The organism is Lentzea fradiae (assembly GCF_900100955.1).
Taxonomy (GTDB): domain Bacteria; phylum Actinomycetota; class Actinomycetes; order Mycobacteriales; family Pseudonocardiaceae; genus Lentzea; species Lentzea fradiae.
In genome coordinates this window covers 159044-184893 of the sequence record NZ_FNCC01000013.1, presented here as the reverse complement: position 1 = coordinate 184893, position 25850 = coordinate 159044, and the positions used below count along the sequence as shown (strand labels likewise).

Genomic DNA, 25850 nt, shown 5'->3' with positions numbered 1-25850 from the left:
TGCCGTGTTGTTCACCGTCTCGCACGTGCCGACGGCTCTCGCAGGCACGGAATTGCGTGATGTCCACGTCGTCGCCCACTTCGACCGCGCCGCGGGGCAGGCCGCCGAGAGCATCGCCCTCGAACCGGATGGAGGGGTGCTCATCGGCATGATTCCGGCTCGTCAGGTGGTACGGGTCGCCCGCGACGGGTCCGTGCGGGTGCTCGTCACCATGCCGTTGCCACCCGGCGGCGGGGGTACCACCCCGGTCGTCGGGACTCCTGTGGTCACCGGGGTCGCCCGGTCGGGCGCCGGTGAGGTGTACTTCCTCTACTCCTCCGGTGCGGGAGGGATGACCGGCATTTGGCAGGTCCGCCGTTCGGGTGGACCTCGGCTGGTCGTGCCGCTGCCCGCCGACGCGTTCCCGAACGGGCTCGTCATCGACGGCGATCGGTTCCTGGTCACCGACTCGACAGGGGGACGGGTCTGGCAGGCGCCGGTGCGCGGCGGCAGGGCCTCGGTCTGGTCGGCGGACCCGGTGCTGAAGCCTGCCGGCTTCTTCGGTGCGAACGGCCTGAAGGTGCACGCCGGTGCCGTGTGGGTCAGCAACTCCGATCGCGGCACGCTCCTCCGCATCCCGATCCGTCACGACAGAGGTTCAGGGCCGGCCGAGGTGCGTGCGCGCGGGCTGGAGGGCATCGACGACTTCGACTTCACCGGCCGCGGTGACGAGGTCCTCGCCGCCGTCAACCAGGCGAGCGAGCTGGTGCGGGTCAGCTCCGGTGGCCGCGCCGAGACCCTGCTGGACGCGGACGACGGCCTGCAGGGGACCACCGCCGTGCGCGTTCACGGCAACCGGGTTTACCTCACCAACGGCGCGAACCTGGCCGGGGACGACCCGAACCTGATGATCGGCGAACTGCACCATCCACACAGGACCTGACGCGAAAAGGGCGCCTTCCCGGAGGAAGGCGCCCTTGCGCAAGCCTGATCTACGCCAGCGACTGCCGCACGCGGTACGGCGGGATGCTGTTGCCCACCAGCGCGAGGTCGTCGATCGACTCCGGCTGGTAGCCGGCCGTCTGCAACCGCTCCACCATCAGAGCGGTCGGGTCCTCGACGACGTCGGCGCGGCCGAACAGGTACGCCCACTCGTGCTCGTCGGAGCCGTAGTACGCGACGGTCTCGAACACCTCGTTGAACCGCTGCCAGGAGCGGATCAGCGTGGTGTTGCGCCACATCGTCTGGCAGCCGGACTGGTTCACCACGACGCCGCCGGGACGCAGCAGCGCCTTGCACATGCGCAGGAAGTCGGCGCCGTACAGCCTGTTGTGCTGCGCCTCCTCCTCACGCTCGTCGGGCAGGTCCACCAGCACGATGTCGTACTTCTCCGACGTCGTGCGGATGTACTCGAACCCGTCGATGTACTGCACGCGGATCGGGCCTTCGCCCTTCTCGGCGAGCGCCAGCTCCTCGAGGGTGTAGCCGTACGGGAGGTGCTCCGCGCACAGCTTCACGGCCTGCTCGTCGATGTCGATGTGGTCGACGACGGACGCGCCGTGCTGAACCGCCATCTGGCACACGACGCCCTCGGAGGAGCCGATGACCAGCACGCGCTCGACGGTGTCGGCCAACAGCAGCGCCGGCACCATCAGGGCCTCGTGGTAGGTCAGCTGGCTGAACTCCGTGGACTGGCGGTCGTTGTCGCAGAACAACGACACGCCCTGCGCCGTGCGGGCGATCACGAGGTGCTGGAAGTCGGTTTTGGTGTCGACCAGCACCTCGTCCACTCGCCAGTGGCGGGTCATGCCTTCGGCGAGCGGTTCGTTGATGGTGTTCACGCGGCGTGCTCCTTGATGCCACGGGTGACGAGGTCCGTGCTCACGTGAGCGGCGCCCAGGGCGTCAGCGAGGAGCTGGACGGCCAGCGCGGGTTTCGCACGAGTACCGCAGGTGAACACGTCGACGAACACCGAACCCACCTCGGGGTACGTGTGGATCGAGGCATGGGATTCCGACAGCAGGGCCAGCACCGTGACCCCCTGAGGATCGAACTTCTTGGAGATCACCTCCAGCACAGTTGCGTCGGCCTGCGTGAGAACCTCACCAAGGGCGTGCTTCAGGAACTGCTCGTCATCGAGCAGATCGGCACTCACACCCGAAAGCTCTGCAAGTACGTGCTGTCCCGCGAACAAACCGACGGTCTCCTCGGTCTGACAGGGCGCTTCGGACATCAATCACTCCAAACTATGTGAATTGCAACGGACTCAGATGCAGTACGTGGCCAGCGGCGGGAAGCCGTTGAAGCACACGGACGAATAGGAGGAGGTGTAGGCGCCGGCGTGGAGGATGTCCACGTGGTCGCCCGCCCTCAGGTCGAGCGGCAGGTCGTAGCGGGTGTGCTGGTAGATCACGTCGTCCGCGTCGCACGTCGGGCCCGCCAGCACGACGGGGCCGGTCTCGCCGCCGTCGCGCGAGGTCCGCAGCCGGTACGCGATCGCCTCGCCCTCGGTCTCGGCGAGCCCCTGGTAACGGCCGATGTCGACGTAGACCCAGCGGCGTTCGTCCGAATAGGACTTCCGTGACACCAGCACGACGGACGAGCGGATCATCCCGGCCTCCGCGGAGATCGCCCGGCCGGGCTCGATCATCACCCTGGGACGCACAGCACCGAAGTGTCGCGCGAGGGAAGCCTCGATGGCAGAGGCGAAAGCCTCCAGCGAGGGCGTGGACTCCTGGTACACGGCGGGCAGCCCGCCGCCCAGGTTCACCGTCGTCGTCTCGATGCCCTCGGCACGCAGCTTCGCCGCGATCAGCGCGGCGTCGGCGATGCCGGAGTCCCAGCCTTCCACGGACAGCTGTTGCGATCCGGCGTGGAACGCGACGCCGAGAGGAACGAGACCCAGATCACGTGCCAGCCGCAAGAGATCCGTCGCCATCTCCGGATCGCAACCGAACTTGTTGCCGAACGGGTAGGTGGATCCCTTGCTGTGGACGAGGATCCGCACCAGCACCGCCGAGCCCGGCGCGTGCTCGGCGACGAACCGCACGTCCTGCTCGCTGTCGGACACGAACATCCGCACGCCGCGCGAGTGCGCGTAGGCGATGTCCGCCGCCTTCTTGATCGGGTTGCTGTAGGAGATCGACGACGGCGCGGCGCCGCGCGCCAGGCACAGGTCGATCTCCGCCGGGGACGCCACGTCGAAGTGCGCGCCCTCGGCCACCAGCGTGCCGACCACGTCGGACTCGGGGTTCGACTTGACGGCGTAGTAGATGTCCACGAACGGCATGGCGGTGTGAATCGCCTGGTAGCGCTCGCGAATCGTCTCGAGGTCGATCACCAGGCACGGTGTCGAGGGGTTCTCCTGGTCCAGGAAACGCCGAATACGAGCCTCTGCCTCGTTGCGCCGATCGACGGCGAAGCTCTCGGTCATTTCCCCAGGGGTCCCCCTTCATCCGCCTCGCGTTCCGCACGCGGGCACGGCCGACCACTCTACGGCCTGCACACCGCAATCGCGCAATCCCGCGGACGAGAGTGTGACTTACCCGGCAGAGCGCAGTTCGATCATCGAGATGTCCGGCGGGGCGCCCACGCGCACCGGCGGGCCCCAGAAACCCGCGCCACGACTGACGTACAGCCACGTGTCGTCCACCTTCGACAGCCCCGCGACGCCGGGCTGCTGCACCGGCACGACGAGGTTGAACGGCACCATCTGACCGCCGTGGGTGTGGCCGGACAGCTGGAGGTCGGCGCCGTGTGAGGAAGCGTCGGAAACCTGCACGGGCTGGTGCGCCAGCAGGACCACGGGGTTGTTCCGGTCGCGTCCGGCGAACGCGCGGTCGTAGTCGGGGCCGTCCTCGTACGCCTTGCCGGTGACGTCGTTCACGCCGACCAGCTCGATGCCGCCCGCGACGGTCAACCCCTCGTTGCGCAACGGGTTCACGCCGAGCCGCTCCAGCTCCGCGAGCCACGGTTCGTGGCCGGAGAAGTACTCGTGGTTGCCGGTGACGAAGAAGCTGCCGTGCCGGGAGACCAGGTCGCGCAACGGCGCGGCGGCCTCGCCCAGCTCGTCCACGGTGCCGTCGACCAGGTCGCCGACGATCGCGACGAGGTCGGCCTCCTGCTCGTTGATCATCCGCACGATCCGCTCGGTGTGCGAGCGGCCGAGCAGCGGGCCGAGGTGGATGTCGCTCACGACCGCGATCCGGAAACCGGACAGCGACGGCTGGAGCTTGTCGAGCGTCACCGGCACGCTCAGCAGCTTCGGGTCGCCGAGGGCCTGCGTCATGCCGTAGCCGACGACACCGCCCGCCGCGATGCCCGTGCCGATCGCGACCGACCGCGCGATGAACAGCCGCCGGGACGGGTCCGGCACGACCTCGACCGGCTCGACCGGGTCCGGCCCCGCTCCCGCGGCCACCGGTGCCGCGGTCGTCGCCGTCGCGCGCCGGAGCAGGACCCGGCGCGGGATCTCGGCGATGCCGAGCCCGATCACCAGGTAGAACAGCAGCGCCAGCCACACGAAGCCCGGCCAGGCGAAGAACTTCCCGGCCTCCGGTGGCAGCTGCCGCGTCACGACCAGCGCGGCCATCAGCACCAGGAACGCGGCCACGACCGCGACCGCGCCGATCCGGCGGCCGAGCGTGCCGGGGCGCGTGGTGTCGACGACGAGCCGGCGCCACAGGTACAGGTGGCCCAGCGCGACCGGAACGCCCAGGAGGAGGAAGAAGATCACCACCCCAGTATGCGTTTCCCGAAGTGCGTGCAACCCGCCAGGTCCCTCGCGGCGTGACTAGCCCGGCATCGCAGAAGGGGGATACCTGATGAGTGATCGGGACGCCGCGTTCCAGGAGTACTTCGCGGCCCGTTCCGACGTCATGCGCGGCACGGCGTACCTGCTGTGCGGTGACTGGCATCGCGCGGAGGACCTCGTGCAGCAGACCTTCACCAAGATCTATCTGGTCTGGTGGAGGATCCGTCGGCACGAGGCGCTGGACGCCTACACCAGGCAGGTCCTGGTGCGGACGTTCCTCTCCGAGCGGCGGCGCGGGTGGTTCCGGTTCGAGGCGGCGACGGGGGACGTCGCCGACTCGGCTGCCCGGTCGGGAGTGCACCCCGAGGAACGCATCGTGCTGATGGAGGCGCTCGCGAAGGTGCCTCCGCGACAACGCGCGTGCCTCGTCCTGCGGTACTGGGAGGACATGTCCGTCGAACGGACGGCCGCTGTCCTCAGGTGTTCGGAAGGAACCGTGAAGAGCCAGGCCGCGCGGGGGCTGCAGACGCTGCGCGGCCTGCTCTCGGAGCAGGAGAGGGTTCGATGAACGAAGAAGACCTCAGGAAGGCGTTCCGGGACGTGGTGGCGAGCAGCCCGCCCCCGATGGACCCCGGAGCGGCGCTCGGCGCGGCGCACAAGGCCCGCTCCCGGCGGCGGGCGTCGGTGGCGGGGGCTGTGGTCGCGGTGCTCGTGGCCGGCATCGGCCTCGGGGCGGCGTTCGCGGTGGACCCCGGCGGGACGCGGGAGCTGCTCCTGGCGAGCCCGAGCAGCAGCAGTAGCGGCAGGTGGCCTGCCGGGCAGACCGACGCGACGCCGACCAGCGGGCCGCACGCCGACCGCGCCGCGCAGTTGCTCGTCGCGCTCACCGCCTCCGCCCGGGAGGCGGGGTTCGAGACGTCGGAGCTGAACCAGCTGGCCGAGGCGCACCTCGACAGCAGCCCCGACAAGTCACCGCAGGTGTGGGTCTACCGGGTGCGCGTGCCCGTGCGGAAGGACGGCGGGGTGGGTGTGCTCCTCGCCGAGGTCTCGACGCCGCGGCCGGGCGAGCCGGAGGACCCGTGCGTGTTCGCCAACAGGTCGCAGGGCCACACCGGTGCCGGCGGCTGCAAGACCTACGACGTCGGCGGGAAGCAGGTCGGGACCGCCGCCTCCACGAGCATCGACCAGCCCGCGTCCACCACGGCGTCCTACCGGGCGGCCGGCGGCTGGACGGTGACGGTCACGCAGCGGGAGGACGACCCCGGCAGCGGCCACCCGAAGCTGGACGCGCAGCCGTTCTTCACCCCGGCGCTGGCGGCGCTGGCGGCTGACCCGAAGCTCCTGCCCGGCGGCTGACGGCACGCGCACGACAGAAGGGCGGTCACCTCGGTGACCGCCCTCTCTCGTTCACCCGTTCGGGTGTTTTGGCAGGTAGAGTGCCGCCCGCAATGCGGACTCTGCTCATCGACAACTACGACTCGTTCACGTTCAACCTCTTCCAGCACATCGCCGAGGTGAACGGAGTCGAGCCCGTGGTCGTCCACAACGACGACCCGCGCTTCCGGCTTGCCTCGCTGCGGTCGTTCGACAACGTGGTGATCTCGCCCGGTCCCGGCCGGCCGGGCAACCCCGCCGACTTCGGCCTCTGCCGCGCGGTCGTCGAGCACGCCGAGATCCCGCTGCTGGGCGTGTGTCTAGGCCATCAGGGGCTGTGTCTGTCGTACGGCGCCGTCGTCGGCCCCGCGCCCGTACCGCGGCACGGAACCGTGTCTCCGCTGATTCACACGGGTGCCGACGTGTTCGCGGGGCTGCCGTCTCCGTTCAACGTCGTGCGGTACCACTCGTTGGCCGTTACCGAGCTGCCGTCGTCGTTGGAAGCCATCGCGTGGAGCGGCGACGACTCCGTGCTGATGGGCGTGCGCGCTCTCGATAGGCCCGCGTGGGGCGTGCAGTTCCACCCCGAGTCGATCTGCACCGAGTTCGGGCGCGAGATGCTCGCGAACTTCAGCGCGTTGACACCCACCCGCACGGCCGCCGTGCCCGAGCCGGTCCCGGTCCGGACGGAGCCGCGAAAGCGTCCTGTGCACGTGCGGAAGCTCGACGTGACTCCTCAGGCCGAAGAGACCTTCGCCGCGCTCTACACGGCCTCTGAGACCGCGTTCTGGCTGGACAGCGGCTCCGGCGGGCGGTTCTCGTTCATGGGGGACGCCTCCGGCCCGCTCGCCCGCGTCGCCCGGTATTCCGTGCCGGACCGCATGCTCACCCTCGACGGCGTGCCGACGCCGTGCACGTCGTTCTTCTCGTGGCTGGACGACGACCTCGCGTCCTGGGCCGTGGACCAGCCGGACGTGCCGTTCGACTTCGCGCTCGGCTGGGTCGGCTACCTCGGTTATGAGCTGAAAGCGGAGTGCGGCGGCGACTTCGCGCATCGGGCGGACCAGCCCGACGCGTCGTTCGTGTTCGCCGATCGCGCCGTGGTCTTCGACCACGCCGATGAATGCGTCTATTTGCTCTCGTTGACCGATGACTCCTGGTTCGACGACGTCACGGCTGTCCTGTCCAGCTCGCGGCCTTTGGCCGAGCCTTCACCGCCGGTCGTCGGCGCAGCAGCGTTACGCCATCCGCGCGCGCACTACCTGAAGCTGATCGCCGCGTGCCAGGAAGCGATCACGGCGGGGGAGACGTACGAGGTGTGCTTGACGAACTTGATGTCGTGGCGTGCCGAGCTCGACCCGTGGGACACTTATCGGCTGCTTCGCGCGGCAAATCCCGTTCCGTTCGGCGCGTTGCTGCGTTTCGGTGACCTGTCCGTGCTCAGCACGTCACCCGAACGATTTATCCGGGTGGACAGGGATGGCGTCGCCGAGTCGTCGCCGATCAAGGGAACGCGTCCGCGGGGTGCCGATGCCGCCGAGGACGAGATGGCGCGCACCGAGTTGGCGCGTTCGGTGAAGGACCGGGCGGAGAACCTGATGATCGTGGACCTGGTCCGCAACGATCTGGGCACCTGCGCACAAGTCGGTTCCGTCGAGGTGACGCGGTTGTTCGACGTCGAGACGTATGCGACCGTGCACCAATTGGTGAGCACCGTGCGGGCACGACTTCGGCCGGACAGTTCCGCTGTGCGATGTGTTCGGGCGGCGTTTCCCGGCGGATCGATGACCGGTGCGCCGAAGATCCGGACCATGCAGATCCTCGACGGGTTGGAAGCCGGTCCACGTGGGGTGTACTCGGGAGCGCTCGGTTACTTCTCGCTCAACGGAGCCGCGGACTTCAGCATCGTGATCCGAACGCTGGTCGCGAACGGTGACCAGGTCAGTTTCGGGGTCGGCGGAGCGGTCATCTCGCTGTCGGACGCCGACGCGGAATTCGAGGAGACGGCGGTCAAGGCCACTGCCGTGTCACGCCTGTTCGGAGCGGACTTTCCAGGTCGTTGATCCCGCGTTCCGGGGATGGTGTGAACGAACCGGGAAGTGGTGAACCGCTATGGGTTAACACGTCGGCCGGCGAACCGGCCGACGTGTGAAAACCTCGCCCGTTTGCCCAGCTCAGGAGGCGTGTGCTTCCTGGAACTGCACAACCAGGTTCTGCGGAATCCGACCGCGGTCCGAGATCTGGTGCCCCTGTGCGCGAGCCCAGTCGCGAATGCGCTGCGCCTCAGCCTTGTCGCTGGCCTTCACGGTGGACTTGCCGGTGCCCTTGCGCTGCTTGCGGCCGCCCGCACGACGAGCCTTGGCGACGAAGTCCGCCAGCGACTCACGAAGCCGCTCCGCATTTCCCTTCGACAGGTCGATGGCGTACTCGACACCGTCAAGTGCGAAGGTCACGGTCTCGTCGGCTTCTCCGCCGTCGAGGTCGTCGATGAGTTGGACGACGGTCTGCTGTGCCACTGTTCCTCCGTTGGGTACTCACATAGCACGCGGATCCTCGACGTAACCACGTGCTTCGGCAACACCATAGTCCACATGAGGAAAAACGGCGAACCTTTCGCGGCTAAAATGTGACCCAACCGCCCGGTCGGGTCATTTACCGGCTAAACCGCACGGGTGTTACGGGTCCAAAATGTGGTGCTGTTCGTCTCACCTCGGTCCGTTGCTGGGCTTGCTGGACGCTTCCGCATTCCCGCCGACGGAGCAGCGTCGTACATATCGCACCTCCATCCGGTGCAGGTATCCTCGACATACCCGCACGGGGTAGGGAAGGTCAGGAGCCGATGCACGGGTACACCGCGGACAAGGACGCATACCTCAAGCGACTGCGCCGCATCGAGGGACAGATCCGCGGCCTCCAGCGCATGGTCGAGAACGACGAATACTGCATCGACGTCCTCACCCAGATCAGCGCGGCCACGAAGGCGCTGCAGGCGGTGTCCCTCGGGTTGCTCGACGAGCACCTGAAGCATTGTGTGGCGCAGGCCGCCGCGGAAGGCGGGCCGGTGGCCGAGGAGAAGCTCGCGGAGGCGTCCGCGGCGATCGGCAGGCTCGTCAAGTCGTAGGGGTCCCTGCGAGAAACTCGCCGGGGAGATCCGCTAGAGTTCACCCCGCTACGCCCCCGTAGCCCAATCGGCAGAGGCAGCGGACTCAAAATCCGTCCAGTGTGCGTTCGAGTCGCACCGGGGGCACCACGCCTGACCAGGCATTACAGCTGGAACAGTTGATCAGATCTTGATCACTGGGTGCGGCCTGCGGCTGCCCGTTCCGAGGTGGGCAACTCATCGGCTGACCTCTCCGTCTCGCTAATGGCAGCGTCGATGAGTGCAGGTCGCTAGCGGTCGCTTTACGTCTCTGCCTGGTCTTTTACGCCCGATCTGCCGTCCGAGAAGCTGATGTTGGCGGATCTGAGGTCTACGGAGGCGGTGACGGGCGTGGTGTGGGACGTAATGGGGATCTCTTGCTGTTCTTCTCTGGCTGGTGCTGCTCGGTAGGCGCTCCCTCCGTCGCTGCGCTGAAGCCACCCAAAGGGCCGTGTGGGCGCGTGAAGAGTTGGGGGAGCAACTCCAAGGCGTCCAGGCCGTTCTTCGCACCAGGGCAAGGAAATAGACATGCCAAAGAGGACTTCCGCGGCGCGTGGACGTGAGTTCGGCGCGAGCGCGTTCGCGGGGATGACGTCACTCACGCTGTTGTCGTTTCGTGAGGACGAGTTCGAGGACGTGGTGTACCTCGACAGCCTGCACGGCGGGACGTGGCTCGAAGCGGAGTGCGAGCGACGGCGTACGCGGAGACGTTCGAGCGGCTGGTGACCCACTTCCCGTCGATGTCACCGTCGAGCGGCTGGTCGATGCTGTGCAGTCCCTGAGAGACAGCGCCGACGGACTTGCGTGACGTCTTTCGTGACATCGCCTGCTGTACTCGGTCGTGCGTCACGAATCGGGTGGTGTGTCGTGGACTGTGCAGGATGCGGGCAGCCGTTGACGGTCGGCGCGAAGCGCGGAAGACCCGCGCTACCACAACGCCACATGTCGGCGACGTGCCCGCCGCATGCGACTCGTCCCTGACCACGGGGACGTGCTGGCGGCCGTGGCCACAGTCGAGGCGGCGGCTGCCGAGGTACGCCATGCCGTACTGGCGAACGGCGACACGGCGCAGCCCGTGAGTCGGCTCGCAGGCGTCGCTACCGAACTCGCCTGGCTCGTGACGCCCGCTCCCACCATCTCAGTGGACAAGCCGCCCGCACCGCTTGTCACGAAATCTGTCCCACGCGGCGAACGAACGGCGTGAAGTGCCCCGGCGCGGCGTGCGCCGCTGGACCTGGACACGGTCCGGCTTGAACGCTCATCAGACCCAACCCGAACCGGGTGGCAAGTACTGGCGGACACGGAGGACGCTCCCGTCTGCTGGGGTTCCTGGAACCGATGTTGTCGGTGCACACTCGGCGTAGTAGCCGCCGGGAGGCACACCGCGAGCCTGACGCGCGTGCATGGCGGGCGTGGCGCAACCGGACGGACGCTCTGGCCCGGCGCGTGGACGACTACCAGCGTGCCGCGTCGCGGCCACGGCGGCGCACGATCACGTAGTGAACGTCCTGCCTCAGGACAACGCTGCCGCTATGAGCAGTCGGCCTCCAGTATCAATGCCATCATGTCCAGGAGTCTTCGGCAGTACTCGCGACCGTAGGCGTCCAACTCGGGGAGAACCCGAATGAGTCGCTGTTCGCATTCAGCCAGGACGTTCCATCTCCAGTCGTCCAGGAGACCTTGTTGCATCAGCCAGACGGAGACACAACCGGCTGGGTCTGCATCAAGCATCGCCATGTCGAAGCCTGCCGCGTCGGCACCTCGCCACTGGTTCGGGAACGGCGCCTTGTTGTGGGCCTCGAAAAGCGTCGTGACTGCTGCCAGCCGGTCCGCGAGATCCAAGAGGCTTCCTCCTGCTGGGCCAAAGAAGCAGAAGCAATGGTACGGGCGCACGTTCATCGGCATGATCGGATGTGACCCGCCGCATCTCCGCCGACAACCTGCACGAACGCCTGGCCGTGCCGGGACCGGCCGACGAGGTCAAGGACCTGGCGGACACCGTCGACGACCTGCTGGACCGCCTGGAACGCTCCTTCGCGGCCCAGCGCGCGTTCGTCGCCAACGCCTCGCACGAGATGCGCACGCCGCTGACGACCATGCGGGCCTCCCTCGACGTGGCCGCCGCCAAACCGCGGGCGCCGGAGCAGACCGTCGCGCTGGCGAACCGGCTTCGCACCGAACTCGACACCGTCGACCGGCTGTTCGGCGCCCTGCTCGTCCTCGCCGAGGCCGGCACCGCCGCATCACCGGCCCCGCCGCGGTCTCGTTGCGGGAACTGGTGTCCGAGGCCGCCGACGCACGCGCGGACGACATCGCCCGCAAGAACTTGGCGCTCCGCCAGGAAGACGAGGCTTCTGCCCCGGTGCACGGTGACCGCACGCTGCTGGCCCGCATGGTCCAGAACGTCATCGACAACGCGGTCGTGCACAACCAGCACGACGGATGGGTGCGGATCGCGACGAGTGGCGGCGACCTCGTCGTGGAAACCGGCGGCCCGGTGCTGCACCAGGACCAGGCGGACCGGCTGATCGAGCCGTTCCAGCGGCTCGGGGCCGACCGGACAGGCTCGGAGAACGGGTCAGGGCTCGGCCTGTCGATCGTCGCGGCGGTCGCCGAGGCCCACGGCGGCCGGCTGCGGCTGGGGGCGCGTTCCGGCGGAGGGCTGCGGGTGACGATCTCGCTTCCCACCGCCGAGAAGCCTGTTCTCGCATGAGAGTCCTGGTCGTCGAGGACGCCCGCGCGCTCGCCGAGGTCGTCGCGGAGGGCCTGCGTGACCAGGGCATGGCGGTCGACATCGCGCACGACGGTCTCGCCGCGGCGGCCAAGCTCGACCTCAACGCCTACGACGTGGTCGTGCTCGACCGCGACCTGCCTGGGATTCATGGAGACGCGCTCTGCCGGATGATCACCGAGCACGACGGCCGCGCGATGGTGCTGATGCTGACCGCCTCGGGAGCACCGGCCGACCGGGTGACCGGCCTGACCGCGGGCGCCGACGACTACCTCGCCAAGCCGTTCCACTTTCCCGAACTGGTCCTGCGCGTCCGTGCGCTGGCACGCCGCCGCCCGGTCGCCAGGGCGCGCACGTTGCGGTGCGCGGGTGTCGAACTCGATCCCGTGCACCGCACCGCCGTGCGCGATGGCCGCGATCTCGCCTTGTCCGTCAAGGAGTTCGCGGTGCTGGAGGCGCTTCTGCACGCCAGCCCTGCCTACCTCAGCGCGGAGGATCTCCTCGAACAGGTCTGGGACGAGAACGCGAACCCGTTCACCAACACCGTGACGGTGACCATCGGCAGGCTGCGCCGCAAGCTCGGTGCGCCACCGGTAGCCCACACCCTGCCGGGTGTGGGCTACCGCATCACCGAGCCGTGATCAGAAGAGTGCGACCGGGTTCACCGGGACACCGGTCAGGCCGTGGATGCGTGGAGGTGCGGCGACGAACATGAAGCTGTAGCGGCCGAGCTCCGCGCAGACGGACGCAAGCTCGTCGGCGTCCACGGCGTCGATCAGCGGCATGCCCATCAGCGGCAGTGCCACCCCGTGCAGCGCCGACGGGGAACCGAACTGCGGCGGGTGCGCGTCGCCGAGGTCTCCGGCGTAGAGGGACACGCCGCGGTCGTGCATCCAGCGCACCGCGTCGATGTCCACGCCGGGCGACGGGTTGCCGCGATAGCGGGTCTCGACCCAGCCGAACCGGACGACGAGCGCGTCACCGGACTCGACCCGGACGCCGTGGCGTTCCTCCGCCGCTTCGAGGTCCTGCGCCGTGATCGAGCGGTCCACCGGCACCGGTCCATCGGCCGCGAAGTCGAGCAGGACACCTCGGGTCACGATGCCCGCGGCGAACGCCGTGGTCGACCCGTGCCGGACGCCGCCCATGCTCACGGCCTCGCCGAGCGGGCGGCCGGGGTAGACCTTGCCGTCGTGGACGATGTGCGCCAACGCGTCGAGGTGCGTCGACTTCGTGTGGTGGTTGGTGACCGTGATGACGTCCGCGGTCGCGAAAGCCGGGCTGCCGGTGTACGCCACGACCTGCTGGACCGGCGAGATCTCGGCGCTCTGCGGGCCGAACGGGCCGCTGTAGACCGGGGCGGGCTCGATCGGCACCGCGAGCGACACCGAGCGTCCGGTGCGCACCTCCCGCGCTGCCCGTGCGCGCACCTCGTCGGTGATCAGGTTCAGCGTGCCGAGCTCGTCGTCGTCACCCCAGCGACCCCAGTTGCCGGGAAGATCATCGGTGTTGTTCACCTCCTCGACGGTACCCGTGCCCAGTCCATATGAGACGTTCGCCGGACGGGCTCGTCCCCCGTGAGAGCTACACGCGAATGTCCGCTCCGAGGTGACGTTCGCGGCTGCCCGTTTCCATAGTGTTCCTGTCAGCGCGGCACGGTGGCCGCGACGACTTGAGAAGGAACGAGAATGCGACTGTTGGCACAGCTCGGGGCCGTTCTGCTCGTCTCGTTCGCGAGCAGCGCGGTGGTGGGGCTCGCGGGGTGGAACGTGCCGGCGACGCTGGTCCTCGGCCTCGTCATGGCAGCGCTCTCGCTCTGGGTCTACGGCAAGGTCGTGCGGTGGACCGAACGCCGCGACCCCGCCGAGATCGCCGTGCGGGGCGCTGTCCCCGCCCTCGGACGCGGGTTCCTGATCGGTGGCGGGATGTTCGCCGCGGTGATCGCGAACATCGCCTTCCTCGGCGGGTACGAGGTGCTCGGCATGGGTTCGGTGGGTGGTGCGGTGGCGCTCTTCGGCTTCCAGGCCGCCGCTGTCGTGTCGGAGGAGCTGCTGTTCCGCGGCATCCTGTTCCGCTTCCTCGAACGCGGTATCGGCACGTGGGCGGCTCTCCTCCTGAGCGGAGTCCTGTTCGGCGCGATCCACATGATGAACCCGCACGCCACGGTGTGGACCTCGACCGCCATCGCCATCTCGGCCGGTTTCATGCTGGCCGCCGCCTACGCCGCCACGCGCAACCTCTGGGTTCCCATCGGTGTGCACTTCGGCTGGAACTACGTCCAGGGCGGCATCTTCGGCGCGAGCGTCTCCGGCACCGAGGCCCCGCAGGGGCTGCTGGACAGCGTGACGTCCGGTCCGCTGCTGGTGAGCGGTGGCGAGTTCGGTCCGGAGGCGAGCGCGTACGCGGTGCTGGCCGGTGTCGTCGTGACGGTGGCGTTCATGCGGCTGGCGAAGCGGCGCGGCAACATCGTGTCCCGCCGCCGTCGCTCCACCCCCGAGGCCGCGCTCGTCGCTCAGCCGAGCCGGTGACCGTATCGAGACGAGCGGGAACGGCCTTGCACACCAACGCGTTCACGCAGTCATGACCATCGTGTTCGTCCACGGCGTCCCCGAGACGCCTTCGCTGTGGGACCCGATCCGCGAGTTCATCCCAGAACCCGGCACCGCTCTGCGGCTGCCGGGTTTCGGCGTCGAGCGGCCGGAGGACGTGCGGGACAAGGAAGGGTACGCGGCCTGGCTGGCCGCGGAGCTGCGCGCGATCGGCGGGCCGATCGACCTCGTCGGCCACGACTGGGGCGGCCACCTGACCCTGCGTGTCGTCACCGCCTACGACGTCCCGGTCCGCAGCTGGGTCACCGACATCGCCTACAGCTGGCACCCCGGCTACCGCTGGCACGAGATCGCCGAGCTGTGGCAGAAGAGCCCCGAGGGCGAGGAGATGCTGGCCGGGCTGCGAAACGCTCCCACCGGCAGCGGGTTCAGCCTCGGGGACGCGCTCCAGCCGCGCGGGATGAGCGCCGAGCTGGGCCGTGAGGTCGACGAGATCCACGACGAGGAGATGGACGCGGCCATCCTGTCCCTGTACCGGTCCGCGTGGCCCAACCCGTACGCGGACTGGGGCGAGGCCAGCGAAAGCCCCACCACCGCGGCGGGTCTCGTGCTCGCCCCGAGCGGAGACCCGATGGCGAACCTGAAGCACGACCGCGCCGTCGCCGAACGGCTGGGCGCCCGGTTCCACGAGCTCCCGAACCTCACGCACTTCTGGATGCTGCAGGACCCCGAGGGCTGTGCCCGCGTGCTCCGCGACTTCTGGGCTGCTGTGAGCTGATCTGCCCACAGCAGAGAAACCGGCGCCCGGCGGGAACGCACCGGCATCGTCGATGCCATGACGAACAACGACAAGCTCTTCAGTCCCGGGCTGAGGGAACGGTTCTTCGCCCAGCGGGTGCTGGTGCTCGACGGCGGTCTCGACGACGACAACGGCACGGTGCTCGCCACCCAGATGCTGTCGCTCGCGAGTGAGGACCCGCATCGGGACATCGCGTTGTGGATCCACTCGCCGGGCGGTTCGGTGCCGGCGATGCTGGCCATCCGCGACGTGATGCGCCTGGTGCCGTGCGACGTGGCGACGCTCGCGCTCGGGCTGGCGTGCAGCGCGGGCCAGTTCCTGCTGTCGTCGGGGACGAAGGGCAAGCGGTTCGCGTTGCCGCACGCGCGAATCCTGATGCACCAGGGAAGTGCGGGCATCGGCGGTTCGGCCGTCGAGGTCGAGGTGCAGGCCGACGACCTGCGCCACACCAGGGACACCGTGCTGCGGCTGATCTCCGAGGACACCGGGCAGCCGTTCGACCGCGTGTTCACCGACTCGTTGCACGACAGGTGGTTCACCACGGAGCAAGCGCGCGAGTACGGCTTCATCGACCACGTCGTCAGCGATCTCACGCAGGTCGTGCCCGTGCGCACGCACCAGCTCGGACTGCACTCGGGAGCCGTCGCATGAGCACCTACACGATTCCGAACGTCATCACGCGGGACGCGCGGGGCGAGCGCGTCATGGACGTCTACTCGCACCTGCTGTCCGAACGGATCGTCTACCTCGGCACCGGGATCGACTCGGGTGTCGCCAACGCGTTGATCGCCCAGCTGCTGCACCTGGAGGCGGACAACCCCGAGTCCGAGATCAACCTCTACATCAACTGCGAGGGCGGCGACCCGGCGGCGATGCTCGCGCTCTACGACACCATGCGCTACATCGAGGCGCCGGTGGCGACGACGTGCGTGGGCCAGGCCGTGGCGGCCGGGGCCGTGCTGCTGGCGGCGGGTGCCGAGGGGCGCCGCGCCGTGCTGCCCCACGCCAGGGTCGTGCTGCACCAGCCCGCCGCGCAGGGGCGCGGGACCATCCCCGACCTGATCCTCGCGGCGGACGAGGTGGTCCGGGTGCGCACGCAGCTGGAGGAGATCCTGTCGAAGCACACCGGCCGCGGCGTCGAGCAGCTGCGCCACGACACCGACAGGGACCGCGTGTTCGACGCGCCCGGCGCCGTCGAGTACGGGCTCGTCGACCGGGTGCTCGAACGACGGGGGTAGGCGGTGCCGGGCTTTGCGCGGGTCCGTCCTGGGGGTGCGGACCCGCGCCTAGGCCGCCATGAGCACGGGACCCGACGGACGACCCGTGGGGCGCGACGTGTGGAACTGGCTCGTCCCGTGCGTCCGCACCGCGTAGCCGTGGCGCACCAGGCCGGCGATCCCGATCAGCAGGTCGGCCAGGTCGACGCCCAGGGCGCCCGCGACCGCCGCGATCATCTCGCTCGACGGTTCCTTGCGGCCCCGCTCGATCTCGGACAGGTACTGCACCGAGATGCCCGCGCGGTCGGCCACGTCGACGAGGCGCTCGCCCAGCTCCTCGCGCGTCTCGCGCAGCTTGCGGCCCAAAGCCTCCCGCCACAGGGGTTCGGGAGTGCGCTTGAAGTCCAGGATCTCCGCCATGCGGACCATCGTGACAGCATCGTGAGCGAGCGAAAGGGGCGTTCCGCTGTCAGCAGAACGCCCCTTTCGCCGCACCGGTCAGACCAGTGCGTCCGCCTTCTTGCGACGCACCCGCACCACGACGGCCGCGACCGTCACCACGATGAGCACGCCGTAGGTGACCGCGGCGAACGGGCTCGCGACCAGCGCGCCCGGGTCACCCTCGCTGATCTGCAGCGTGCGCCGGAGCTGCTCCTCCGCCATCGGCCCGAGGATCAGGCCGACCACGAGCGGTGCGACCGGGTAGCCGTGCCGCCGCATGAAGAAGCCGACGACACCGATCACCAGCAGCACGATCAGGTCGTCCGCGACGAAGTTCACCGCGTAGGTGCCCAGCGCCGCGAACAGCAGGATGCCCGCGTACAGGTACGGCCGCGGGATCTGCAGCACCTTCACCCAGATCTTCACCAGCGGCAAATTCAGCACGAGCAGCATCACGTTGCCGATGTACAGCGACGCGATGAGCGCCCACACCATCGCCGAGTTGTTGGTGAACAGCAACGGTCCCGGCTGGATGCCGTAGCTCTGGAACGCCGCCACGATCACCGCCGCCGTCGCCGTCGTGGGCAGGCCCAGCGTCAGCAGCGGGACGAGGACACCCGCCGCCGCCGCGTTGTTGGCCGCCTCCGGTCCCGCGACGCCCTCGATCGCGCCCTTGCCGAACTCCTCCGGCCGCTTGGAGAGCTTCTTCTCCGCCGCGTAGGACAGGAACGTCGACACGTCGGCGCCACCGGCGGGGACGGTGCCGATCGGGAAGCCGATGAACGTGCCGCGCAGCCACGGCTTCCACGAGCGCTTCCAGAACTCGCCCGTCATCCACTTGCCGCCGACGGGGACGACCTCGATCGGCCCGTGCCGCATCCGCGAGGCCACGTACAGCGCCTCGCCGACGGCGAACACGCCGACCGCCACCACGACCACGTCGATGCCGTCGGCCAGCGTCGGCACCCCGAGGGTGTAGCGCTGCTGACCGGTGAGCGTGTCGGTGCCGACCAGCCCGATGAACAGGCCGAGCCCCAGCGACGCGAAGCCGCGCAACGGGGACGAGCCGAGCAACGCGGCCACCGTCGTGAACGCCACCACCATCAGCGCCACGTAGTCGGCGGGGCCGAGCTGCACCGCGACGTCCGCGATGGTCGGCGCGAGCAGCGTGAGCAGCAGCGTGGCGATGGTGCCCGCCACGAACGACCCGATCGCGGCCGTCGCGAGCGCCGCCGCGCCCCGTCCCGCCTTCGCCATCTTGTTGCCTTCTAGGGCAGTCACGATGGACGCGGACTCGCCGGGGGTGTTGAGCAGGATCGACGTCGTCGAACCGCCGTACATGCCGCCGTAGTAGATGCCCGCGAAGATGATCAACGCGGCCGTCGGGTCCAGCGTGTACGTCAACGGCAGCAGCAACGCCACCGTCATCGCCGGGCCGATGCCCGGCAGGACGCCGACCGCGGTGCCGAGCGTGACGCCCAGCAGCGCGTAGAGCAGGTACTCGGGCTGCGCGGCGGTCGCGAAGCCCTCCAGGAGCGCGGTGATGCTATCCATCGAGGAGCGGCACCCCTTCGAAGATCCCGGCGGGCAGCGAGAGGCCCAGACCGGAAGCGAAGACCACCTGCACGACGAGCGCGAGCACGACCGCGACGACCAGGGCGCGCCACCAGGTCGCGCCCAGGGCCCACGCGGCACCGAAGAACAACAACGCCGCCGCGACGGGCCAGCCGGCGACGTCGATCAGCACCAGGTGCGCCACCAGCACGGCCACGAGCTTGCCGACGGTCACCCAGTCGGTGCGGACCGACTCGTCGACGTCCTCACTCTCCTCCGCCCGGCCCAGCTTGCCCCTGGCCGTGGCGACGATCGTGGCGATGCCGGTCAGGACCAGCATCGCCCCCACGAGGTATGGGAACGCCCGCGGGCCCACGGCGTTGTCGTCGCGCACGGCGATCGCGGACGCGTCGACCAGGGTGAAGACCCCGACCGCCGCGACCAGACCGCCGAACGCGTACTCCTCGACCTTCTCGGCAATCACGGAACGAGCCCGATGTCCTGCAGGACGGGCTTCACCCGGCCGATCTCCTTGAACATGAAGGTGGAGAACTCGGTGCCGGTCAGGAACGTGTCGGTCCAGCCCTTCTTCTTGAGCTCTTCCTTCCACTGCTCGCTCGCGTGCATGTCGGTGACGAGCTTGGTGAGCCGGGCCTTGGCCTCCGCCGAGATCGAGGCCGGTGCGACGACGCCGCGCCAGTTGATCAGCTCGACGTTGAGGTCCTTGAAGGTCGGCGCGTTCACGTCGGGGTTCGGGTTCGGGCCCGAGGTGCCGAGCGCGCGCAGCTTGCCCGCCTTGATCTGCTCCTTGTACTCGCCGACGCCCGAGATGCCCGCGGCGACCTTGTTGCCCAGCAGCGCCGCCAGCGACTCGCCGCCGCCGGAGTACGGCACGTAGTTGAGCTTGCCGGGGTCGATGTTCTTCGCCTTCAGCAGCAGGCCGGCGAGGATGTGGTCGGTGCCGCCGGCCGAGCCGCCGGTGATCGACACCGCCTTGCCCTTCTCGTTGATGGCGTTGAGCAGGTCGTCGATCGTCTTGTACGGCGAGTCGGCGGGGACGACGACGACCTCGTCCTCGGCGGTGAGCCGGGCGATCGGCGTCGTCTCCTCCATCCGCGCCTTCGACTGGTTGGTCTCCACGGCGCCGACCATGACCAGCCCGGTGATCATCAGGTACGACTCGGAGCGCTCGGACGTGAGCTTCTGCAGCCCGACCGTGCCGCCCGCGCCGCCGACGTTGCTGACCTGGACCGAACCGGCGAGCTTGGCCCCCTGCACCGCGGCCTGCATCGCCCGTGCCGTCTGGTCCCAGCCGCCACCGGGGTCGGCGGGCGCCATGATCTCCAGCTTGGCGATGGAGTCATCGCCGGCACCGCCGGCCGACTGGCCGCACCCGGCGAGCACCAGTCCGGCGGCGGCGACCGCCACAGCTCGTCTCCAGGCCCTAGTCATCGAGGAACTCCTAGTTTCGATGCGAACGTTGGGCGGGGACGCTAGGTAACCGCAGCGCTACACGTAAGTGTTCGGTCGTAAGGACCGTATTGGTCGTTTAGGTCGTGACACGATTCACAGCCGATACGACAGAATTCGAGCCATGTCTCGCCGGACGGTGTCGTTTGGAGCCTTGTTACTGGCATTGCAGGTGGTCATCGTCCTGATGACCACCTCAGCGGCCGGTCTGCTGGCCGCCAAGCTCCAGAGCGACCGGATCCGGGAGTCGTACAAAGACCGCATGTTGTCGGTCGCGGAGAGTGTCGCCAAGTTACCCACGGTGATCGACGCGTTCGGGGCGAACGACCCGACCGTGACCATCCAGCCGCTGGCCGAGGTCATCCGGAAGGCGTCGAACGTGACGTACGTGGTCGTCACGGACCGGCGCGGCGTCCGCTACTCGCACCCCGACCCGAGCCGCATCGGCGAGCGGGTCTCGACGGACCCCAGCGTCGCGTTGTCCGGCGAGATCTTCGTCGGCACCGAGACCGGGACGCTCGGCACGTCGTTGCGCGCGAAGGTGCCGGTGCGCTCGCGCGAGGGGGAGATCCTGGGCATCGCGTCGGTCGGCATCCTGGAGAGCGAGCTGTCCGACGACCTCGCGGAGGACCTGCCGGAGCTGGTCGGCTGGCTGGCGACCGCCGCGCTGATCGGTGTGCTGGGCGCGGCGCTGATCACCCGGCACGTGCGGCTGCGCACGTTCCGGCTCGAACCGGCCGAGATCGCGCAGCTGCTGGAGACCAGGCACGCGATGCTGCACGGCATCCGCGAGGGCGTCGTCGCCGTCGACGACCGGGACAGGCTCGCCCTGGTCAACGACGAGGCGATGCGGCTGCTCGGCCTGGCGGAGGACCCGAGCGGACGGCTCGCGGCGGAGGTCCTCGACGACGGCCTGCTGGAGCTGGCACGCGGCAAGGACGACGTCGTCGACCGGCTCGTCCTCGCCGGTGAACGGGTGCTGGTCGCGAACCGCAGCACCGCCAAGACGCACGACCGCGCCGTCGGGGTCGTGCTGACGTTGCGCGACCGCACGGAGCTGCACGACGCGTTGCGCGAGCTGGACGGCCAGCGCACCGTCACCGAGGTGCTGCGAGCGCAGGCCCACGAGTTCTCGAACCACCTGCACGTCATCGGCGGCCTGCTGGACCTCGGCCGCAGCGCCGACGCCGTGTCCTACATCGAGAGGGTGGGTGGCGCGGGCTCGGTCTCAGCCGAGATCATCGACGGCGCGAACGCGGACCCCGCGCTCGCGGCGTTGCTGCTCGCCAAGTCGTCGACAGCGCACGAACGCGGCGTGCGGCTCAGACTCGATCCGGAGAGCGCTGTGGACACCAGGGCGGGTGACGACGCGTTGACGGTGCTGGGGAACCTGGTGGACAACGCCGTCGACGCGGTCGAGACGGGCGGCACCGTGCGCGTGCTCGTGCGTTCGTCGGCGGACGGGGTGCGCGTGGTCGTGGACGACGACGGTCCCGGCGTGGAGGAGTCGCAACGCGACCGTATCTTCGACCTGGGCGTGAGCTCGAAGGACGCTCAGGGAGCGCACGGCAGGGGTATAGGACTGGCATTGGTGTCGCGGGTGGTGACCCGGCGCAGTGGCCGGGTGGAGATCCGCGACTCGGAGCTCGGCGGCGCGTCGTTCGACGTGTGGCTGCCGGAAACGGGGAACCGATGAGCGTGCGGACGCTCGTAGTCGATGACGACTTCGCCGTGGCCGCGATCCACCGCGGCTTCCTGGAGGCGATGCCCGAGTTCGAGGTGGTCGGGGAGGCCCACGGCGGCGGTGAGGCGTTGCGGGCGGTCGACGCGCTGCGCCCCGACCTGGTGCTGCTGGACATCCACCTGCCCGACATCTCCGGGCTCGAGGTGCTGGCACGGCTGCGCGCCCGCAGCGGGACACCGGTCGACGTCATCGCGGTCACGGCCGCGCGCGAGCGGGAGACGGTGCGGCAGGCCATGTCCAGGGGCGTCGACAACTACCTGGTGAAGCCTTTCACCCGCACGGCGTTCCTCGATCGCATGCGCGAGTACCTCGCCCAGCGGATCGAGGTGCAGAGGCTCGGGCAGGTCCTGGACCAGGACGAGGTCGACCAGCTGATGCACCACCGGCCGCGCACGGCGGTGATGCCCAAGGGGCTGTCCGCCGTGACGATGCGGCTGGTCATCGACGCGTTGCGGGACTGCGAGACGGACCTGTCGGCGCAGGAGGTCGCCGACCGGGCCGGGCTGTCCAGGGTGAGCGCGCGCCGGTACCTGGAGCACCTGGTGTCGATCGGGAAAGCCGAGGTCCAGCCCCGTTACGGCATGGCGAACCGGCCGGCGCACGGCTACCGCCTGACCTGAGCAGGCGCCGTGGCATGATCGCGGACATGAGAACTGGGGGCAGAATTCTCGCGTTGTCGGCTGCGCTCGTCGTCCTGACGGCGTGCGGAGCGCGCAGCGCGGTGCCGCCGGTGCAGGAACCGCCACCCGTCCAGCAGCGCACGCTCGCCGCGCCGTCGGCGAGCGCCGAGTCCTGCGGCACCGGCCTGAAGTTCACCGCGGGCGAGGTCGAGGCGGCGTCGGGGCTGCGGGTGATGCCAGTCGAGCTGCTCAACTGCGGGACGCAACCCGTGGAGCTCAACGGGTATCCGCAGGTCAAGCTGCACGACGACCAGTGGCGGCCGCTGGCGGTCGACATCGTTCCCGGCTCGGGCGGCATCGCGGTGCTCGCGGGCTTCGACGACCCGCCCCAGTCGGTCACCGTGCAGCCGGGGGAGCGGGCGAGAACGGCGTTCCTGTGGCGCAACACGCACACGTCGGTCGAGCCGCCCCTGGTCGGTGGCCACGCCGACATCGCGCTCACGCCGGACGGCGCGTGGCAGGCGCTGGTGCCGGAGTCGGGCGGGAACGACCTGCTGATCGACCTCGGCAGCACCGGCAGGATGGGCGTGCGGGCCTGGCGCCGCTGACGTCCGGTGTCGGGCGTGTTAAATCTCGGCGGTCGGCCGGTTTCTCCGTGTTCTCATGACGGCATGTCGACCGCCGCGCTGCTCAGCTTCACGCTCGTCGCGCTCCTGACCGTCATCACGCCGGGCCTGGAGACCCTGCTGGTGCTGCGCACCGCCCTGCTCGTCGGCCGCCGTGCCGCGATGGGCGTCGTGGTCGGCAGCACGCTGGGCTGCCTGGTGTGGGCGGTCGCGGGACTGGTCGGCCTGACGGCGTTGCTGCAGGCGTCCGAACTGGCCTACGACGTCGTGCGCTGGCTCGGCGCGGCATACCTGGTCTACCTGGGCGTCAAGGCGTTGTGGGCCTCGCGCGGGCCCACCGAGATCGACGAGCCCGCACCCGTGCCGTCGGTGCGCGCGGCTGTCCGCGTGGGACTGCTCACGAACCTGCTCAACCCGAAGCCGGGCGTCTTCTACCTCTCGCTGCTGCCGCAGTTCCTGCCGGTCGGCCAACCGGCGTGGGGTGTCGTGCTGGTGGCGATCCACCTCGGCATCGGCCTGCTGTGGTTCCCGGTCCTGATCACCGCGGCGGGCCGGGCACGTGCTTTCCTGCTGCGGCAACGGACCCTGCTCGACCGCCTGTCCGCGTCCGCGCTGATCGCGTTCGGCCTGAAGACAGCGGCCGACGCGCGCTGACCGTCCACTCAGGACCTCCCCTGCTGCTCGCGGTGCCACGCCGCGAGCGCGACCCTGGTCGGCAGCCCCAGCTTCACCCGGATGTTCACGACGTGCCGGTCCGCGGTGCGCGGTGAGATGAACAGCCGCGCGCCGATCTGCTTCGACGTCAGCCCTTCCGCGACCAGTCCGGCGATCGTGAGCTCCTGCCGCGTCAACCCGCCCGGCAGCAACGGTTTCGGCGGACGGCGCTCCGCGTCCGGCAACGGTTCGAGGGCCAGCGCCATCGCCTGGTCCGGCCGCAGGTCGGCGCCCAGGGTCGTGGTCACCGGGTAGTCGTCGGCGAGCGCGCGGCGCACGGTGCGGTCCGCCCGTTCCAGCACGGCGCGGAACGGGCTCATCGTGCCGAACGAGATCCGCGCGAGCCGCTCCTGCGACCGCAACGCGCCCAGCAGCCGTGCCGCGCGGTCGAAAGCCCCCAGCTCGGCGCACGTGCAGGCGAGCAACCAGAGGCTGTACGCCGGGCCCCACGCGTCGCCGATCGCGAGCTGGGTCCGCAGCGCCTCGATCGCCAGCGCGTACACCTGCACCGGGTCGCCGTGCAGCAGCTCGTAGAGGCCCCGGTGCCACAGGCCCCAGGCACGTGACCACTCGACGCCGTTGTTCTCCGCGGTCCTCAGCAACCCCGTCGTGGCCTTGTCCGCGGCTTCGGCGTCCAGCAGGAAGCACGACGCCATCGCGTGCATCAGCTCGGCGCAGTAGGTGTCACCGGCCGGTGAGTACTGGCGGCAAAGCTCGACGACGTGCGCGTACAACGGCACGCAGTCCGGTGAGCCCTCGACGAGGAAGAGGTGCGTGGCCTCGACGATCAGCACGTTCATGTCGGTCGTGGGCTGGCGCGGCAACGACCGTGCCTCGTTCATCAACGGGATCGCCGTCGCCATGTCTCCCAGCGCCTGCGCCATGTACGCGCAGTGCGCCAGCAACGACGTGCGCAGCGGCGCCTCCGTGATCACCTCACGGGCCGTGGCGAGCAGGTCGCGCGCCTGACCGAGCCTGCCAGCGGAGGCCGTGAACCGGGTGCGCTGCACGTTCATCGCCATGAGCGTGCCGGTCTCGGCCAGCCCCGGCGTGGCCAGCGCGTACCCGATGGCGGCGCGGACGTTCGGCCACTCCTCCCGCAGCCGGCCCATCCACAACGTCTCGTCCTGCGAGAACCACAACCGCGCCGCCTCGTCGACGAACGCGTTGTAGTGCAGGGCATGCCGCCGCCGTGCGTCGGTGTCCGGGACCAGGCGGGCGCCGAACTCGCACACCGCTCTCGGTACCCGGTAGCGCGTGCGTCCGCTGACCTGGCTGGTGGACGCCACGACGATCGCCTTGCGCACCAGTTCGTCCAACGCCTCAGCAACGTTGTCGCGTGGGACCGTCCCGCTTGCGACCGCCTCGGCGGCGGCCAGGTCGAAGTCGGCCGGGAACACCGACAACTCCGCCCACAGCAGCCGTTGCTCCTCTGTGCACCGCTGTGCAGTCCAGCTGAGAACGTCGTCCAGCGTCGCCGCTCCGAGATCCTCGGCCACCTGCGCCGCCGGTGCTTGTGCGGCCAGCAGTTCGACCGCGAGCGGCAGTCCGCCGACGGCCTGGCAGAGCGCCTTCACGGCCGGCATCTCGTCCTCGGCCGGTGGCGTGGCCGCCCGCTCCAGGAACAGCTCCACCGCTTCGTCGCCCAGCCCCGGCACCTGCACCACGTGTTCGCCGTACACGCCGAGCCGTTCCCGCGAGGTCGTGAGGACGGTGAGCCCTTCGCACTCCCGCAGCAGGTGGTGCACGAAGTGCCGGACGGCGTCCAGCAGGTGGTCGCAGTGGTCGAGGACGAGCAGCAGGTGCTTGTCGTACAACGACTCCACGAGCCGCCCGAACCCGTTGTCCTGCGAGTTGTCGACGATCTGCAGCTCGGCCGCCACGGTGCGCGCGAGCAGCGCGGCGTCCCCGAGGTCGGCGAGCCGCACCTCCCGGACACCGTGCTGGAACGCCCCGGCTCCCTCCGCGGCCCGCCCGATCTCCTCGGCGACGCGCGACTTGCCCGCCCCGGCGACACCCGTGAGGGTGATCAGCCGGGCGCGGCCGAGCAGCGCCCCGGCGTCGGCGAGCACCGTCCGACGGCCGATGAACGTCGTGGTCTGGGCAGTCAGATCGCCCCGAACGGTCATCGGCGCATCTT

The 25850-nt window shown here is 69.5% G+C and carries 28 protein-coding genes, 1 tRNA gene and 1 pseudogene; 18 read left to right on the top strand and 12 right to left on the bottom strand.

Going from position 1 to position 25850, the window contains the following annotated elements:
* The first annotated feature begins 25 nt into the window (after positions 1-25).
* Positions 26-922, top strand: a complete 897-nt coding sequence (locus tag BLT23_RS29320; protein WP_143036085.1) for an SMP-30/gluconolactonase/LRE family protein — start codon at positions 26-28, stop codon at positions 920-922.
* A 49-nt stretch (positions 923-971) separates the two neighbouring features.
* Here the strand turns inward: BLT23_RS29320 and BLT23_RS29315 are convergent, their stop codons facing one another.
* From BLT23_RS29315 to BLT23_RS29300, 4 genes are all read right to left on the bottom strand, one after another.
* Entirely contained in the window at positions 972-1787 is an 816-nt protein-coding gene (locus tag BLT23_RS29315) for a spermidine synthase (RefSeq protein WP_090054839.1), read from the bottom strand.
* A gap of 29 nt (positions 1788-1816) precedes the next feature.
* Positions 1817-2212 (bottom strand): adenosylmethionine decarboxylase, encoded by a 396-nt coding sequence (gene speD, locus BLT23_RS29310; RefSeq protein ID WP_065916957.1) that lies wholly within the window; start codon positions 2210-2212, stop codon positions 1817-1819.
* A 33-nt stretch (positions 2213-2245) separates the two neighbouring features.
* Entirely contained in the window at positions 2246-3412 is a 1167-nt protein-coding gene (locus BLT23_RS29305; protein WP_090054693.1) for a type III PLP-dependent enzyme, read from the bottom strand.
* A 108-nt stretch (positions 3413-3520) separates the two neighbouring features.
* Positions 3521-4714 carry a metallophosphoesterase gene (locus BLT23_RS29300; RefSeq protein WP_342713706.1) on the bottom strand — a complete coding sequence of 398 codons (1194 nt, stop codon included), beginning with the start codon at positions 4712-4714 and terminating at the stop codon, positions 3521-3523.
* An 88-nt stretch (positions 4715-4802) separates the two neighbouring features.
* Between BLT23_RS29300 and BLT23_RS29295 the strand changes: the two genes are divergently transcribed.
* The 3 genes from BLT23_RS29295 to pabB all read left to right on the top strand — a co-directional run bounded on the left by BLT23_RS29295 (position 4803) and on the right by pabB (position 8169).
* Positions 4803-5300 (top strand): SigE family RNA polymerase sigma factor, encoded by a 498-nt coding sequence (locus BLT23_RS29295; protein WP_090054691.1) that lies wholly within the window; start codon positions 4803-4805, stop codon positions 5298-5300.
* On the top strand, positions 5297-6088 hold the full coding sequence (locus BLT23_RS29290; RefSeq protein WP_090054688.1) for a hypothetical protein: 792 nt from the start codon (positions 5297-5299) through the stop codon (positions 6086-6088). Before BLT23_RS29295 ends, BLT23_RS29290 begins: the two co-directional genes overlap by 4 nt.
* A 92-nt stretch (positions 6089-6180) precedes the next feature.
* Positions 6181-8169: an aminodeoxychorismate synthase component I gene (gene pabB, locus BLT23_RS29285; protein ID WP_090054686.1), complete on the top strand. Its 1989-nt coding sequence runs from the start codon at positions 6181-6183 to the stop codon at positions 8167-8169.
* Between the two features lie 111 nt (positions 8170-8280).
* On the opposite strand, the gene BLT23_RS29280 is transcribed toward pabB, so the two are convergent.
* Positions 8281-8622 carry a histone-like nucleoid-structuring protein Lsr2 gene (locus BLT23_RS29280; protein WP_030466676.1) on the bottom strand — a complete coding sequence of 114 codons (342 nt, stop codon included), beginning with the start codon at positions 8620-8622 and terminating at the stop codon, positions 8281-8283.
* Positions 8623-8945: 323 nt separating this feature from the next.
* Between BLT23_RS29280 and BLT23_RS29275 the strand changes: the two genes are divergently transcribed.
* From BLT23_RS29275 to BLT23_RS29265, 3 genes are all read left to right on the top strand, one after another.
* A complete protein-coding gene (locus BLT23_RS29275) occupies positions 8946-9227 on the top strand; it encodes a metal-sensitive transcriptional regulator (RefSeq protein WP_030466675.1) in 282 nt (93 codons plus the stop codon).
* A gap of 52 nt (positions 9228-9279) precedes the next feature.
* Positions 9280-9356: transfer RNA gene (locus BLT23_RS29270), tRNA-Leu, on the top strand.
* 417 nt (positions 9357-9773) lie between these two features.
* Positions 9774-9971, top strand: coding sequence for a hypothetical protein (locus tag BLT23_RS29265; RefSeq protein ID WP_090054684.1), 198 nt, complete (start codon positions 9774-9776; stop codon positions 9969-9971).
* A gap of 804 nt (positions 9972-10775) precedes the next feature.
* Here the strand turns inward: BLT23_RS29265 and BLT23_RS29260 are convergent.
* On the bottom strand, positions 10776-11087 hold the full coding sequence (locus tag BLT23_RS29260) for a hypothetical protein (RefSeq protein WP_090054682.1): 312 nt from the start codon (positions 11085-11087) through the stop codon (positions 10776-10778).
* 233 nt (positions 11088-11320) lie between these two features.
* Between BLT23_RS29260 and BLT23_RS41850 the strand changes: the two are divergent.
* From BLT23_RS41850 to BLT23_RS29250, 3 genes and pseudogenes are all read left to right on the top strand, one after another.
* Positions 11321-11416: pseudogene (locus tag BLT23_RS41850) on the top strand (hypothetical protein); the annotation flags it as partial.
* Positions 11417-11523: 107 nt separating this feature from the next.
* Positions 11524-11958, top strand: coding sequence for a sensor histidine kinase (locus BLT23_RS41845; RefSeq protein WP_245744297.1), 435 nt, complete (start codon positions 11524-11526; stop codon positions 11956-11958).
* Positions 11955-12617 (top strand): response regulator transcription factor, encoded by a 663-nt coding sequence (locus BLT23_RS29250; protein ID WP_090054679.1) that lies wholly within the window; start codon positions 11955-11957, stop codon positions 12615-12617. Before BLT23_RS41845 ends, BLT23_RS29250 begins: the two co-directional genes overlap by 4 nt.
* Here the strand turns inward: BLT23_RS29250 and BLT23_RS29245 are convergent, their stop codons facing one another.
* The gene (locus tag BLT23_RS29245) at positions 12618-13493 is read right to left on the bottom strand and encodes a cyclase family protein (RefSeq protein WP_090054676.1); all 876 of its coding nucleotides are present in this window, start codon (positions 13491-13493) and stop codon (positions 12618-12620) included.
* A gap of 171 nt (positions 13494-13664) precedes the next feature.
* On the opposite strand from BLT23_RS29245, the gene BLT23_RS29240 reads away from it, so the two are divergent.
* From BLT23_RS29240 to BLT23_RS29225, 4 genes are read left to right on the top strand one after another with little or no spacing between them, the layout of a single operon-like run.
* Complete coding sequence (locus tag BLT23_RS29240) at positions 13665-14504, top strand: CPBP family intramembrane glutamic endopeptidase (RefSeq protein ID WP_090054674.1); 840 nt, start codon at positions 13665-13667, stop codon at positions 14502-14504.
* 52 nt (positions 14505-14556) lie between these two features.
* A complete protein-coding gene (locus BLT23_RS29235) occupies positions 14557-15303 on the top strand; it encodes an alpha/beta fold hydrolase (RefSeq protein WP_090054671.1) in 747 nt (248 codons plus the stop codon).
* A gap of 57 nt (positions 15304-15360) precedes the next feature.
* The gene (locus BLT23_RS29230; RefSeq protein WP_090054668.1) at positions 15361-15975 is read left to right on the top strand and encodes a ClpP family protease; all 615 of its coding nucleotides are present in this window, start codon (positions 15361-15363) and stop codon (positions 15973-15975) included.
* Positions 15972-16562, top strand: coding sequence for a ClpP family protease (locus tag BLT23_RS29225; protein ID WP_090054665.1), 591 nt, complete (start codon positions 15972-15974; stop codon positions 16560-16562). Before BLT23_RS29230 ends, BLT23_RS29225 begins: the two co-directional genes overlap by 4 nt.
* Before the next feature lie 48 nt (positions 16563-16610).
* Here the strand turns inward: BLT23_RS29225 and BLT23_RS29220 are convergent, their stop codons facing one another.
* From BLT23_RS29220 to BLT23_RS29205, 4 genes are all read right to left on the bottom strand, one after another.
* Positions 16611-16961: a helix-turn-helix domain-containing protein gene (locus tag BLT23_RS29220; RefSeq protein WP_090054663.1), complete on the bottom strand. Its 351-nt coding sequence runs from the start codon at positions 16959-16961 to the stop codon at positions 16611-16613.
* Positions 16962-17039: 78 nt separating this feature from the next.
* Positions 17040-18536, bottom strand: a complete 1497-nt coding sequence (locus BLT23_RS29215) for a tripartite tricarboxylate transporter permease (protein ID WP_090054660.1) — start codon at positions 18534-18536, stop codon at positions 17040-17042.
* Entirely contained in the window at positions 18529-19020 is a 492-nt protein-coding gene (locus BLT23_RS29210; protein WP_090054657.1) for a tripartite tricarboxylate transporter TctB family protein, read from the bottom strand. Before BLT23_RS29210 ends, BLT23_RS29215 begins: the two co-directional genes overlap by 8 nt.
* Positions 19017-19988: a Bug family tripartite tricarboxylate transporter substrate binding protein gene (locus tag BLT23_RS29205; protein WP_090054655.1), complete on the bottom strand. Its 972-nt coding sequence runs from the start codon at positions 19986-19988 to the stop codon at positions 19017-19019. Before BLT23_RS29205 ends, BLT23_RS29210 begins: the two co-directional genes overlap by 4 nt.
* Positions 19989-20193: 205 nt before the next feature.
* On the opposite strand from BLT23_RS29205, the gene BLT23_RS29200 reads away from it, so the two are divergent.
* From BLT23_RS29200 to BLT23_RS29185, 4 genes are all read left to right on the top strand, one after another.
* The gene (locus BLT23_RS29200; protein ID WP_245744295.1) at positions 20194-21702 is read left to right on the top strand and encodes an ATP-binding protein; all 1509 of its coding nucleotides are present in this window, start codon (positions 20194-20196) and stop codon (positions 21700-21702) included.
* Positions 21699-22370: a response regulator gene (locus tag BLT23_RS29195; RefSeq protein ID WP_090054652.1), complete on the top strand. Its 672-nt coding sequence runs from the start codon at positions 21699-21701 to the stop codon at positions 22368-22370. The genes BLT23_RS29200 and BLT23_RS29195 overlap by 4 nt, the downstream gene beginning before the upstream one ends.
* Positions 22371-22396: 26 nt before the next feature.
* Positions 22397-22978, top strand: coding sequence for a DUF4232 domain-containing protein (locus tag BLT23_RS29190; protein ID WP_176946969.1), 582 nt, complete (start codon positions 22397-22399; stop codon positions 22976-22978).
* A 63-nt stretch (positions 22979-23041) separates the two neighbouring features.
* On the top strand, positions 23042-23650 hold the full coding sequence (locus BLT23_RS29185; protein ID WP_090054647.1) for a LysE family translocator: 609 nt from the start codon (positions 23042-23044) through the stop codon (positions 23648-23650).
* A gap of 8 nt (positions 23651-23658) precedes the next feature.
* On the opposite strand, the gene BLT23_RS29180 is transcribed toward BLT23_RS29185, so the two are convergent.
* Positions 23659-25839: an ATP-binding protein gene (locus BLT23_RS29180; protein WP_090054645.1), complete on the bottom strand. Its 2181-nt coding sequence runs from the start codon at positions 25837-25839 to the stop codon at positions 23659-23661.
* Positions 25840-25850 lie beyond the last annotated feature (11 nt).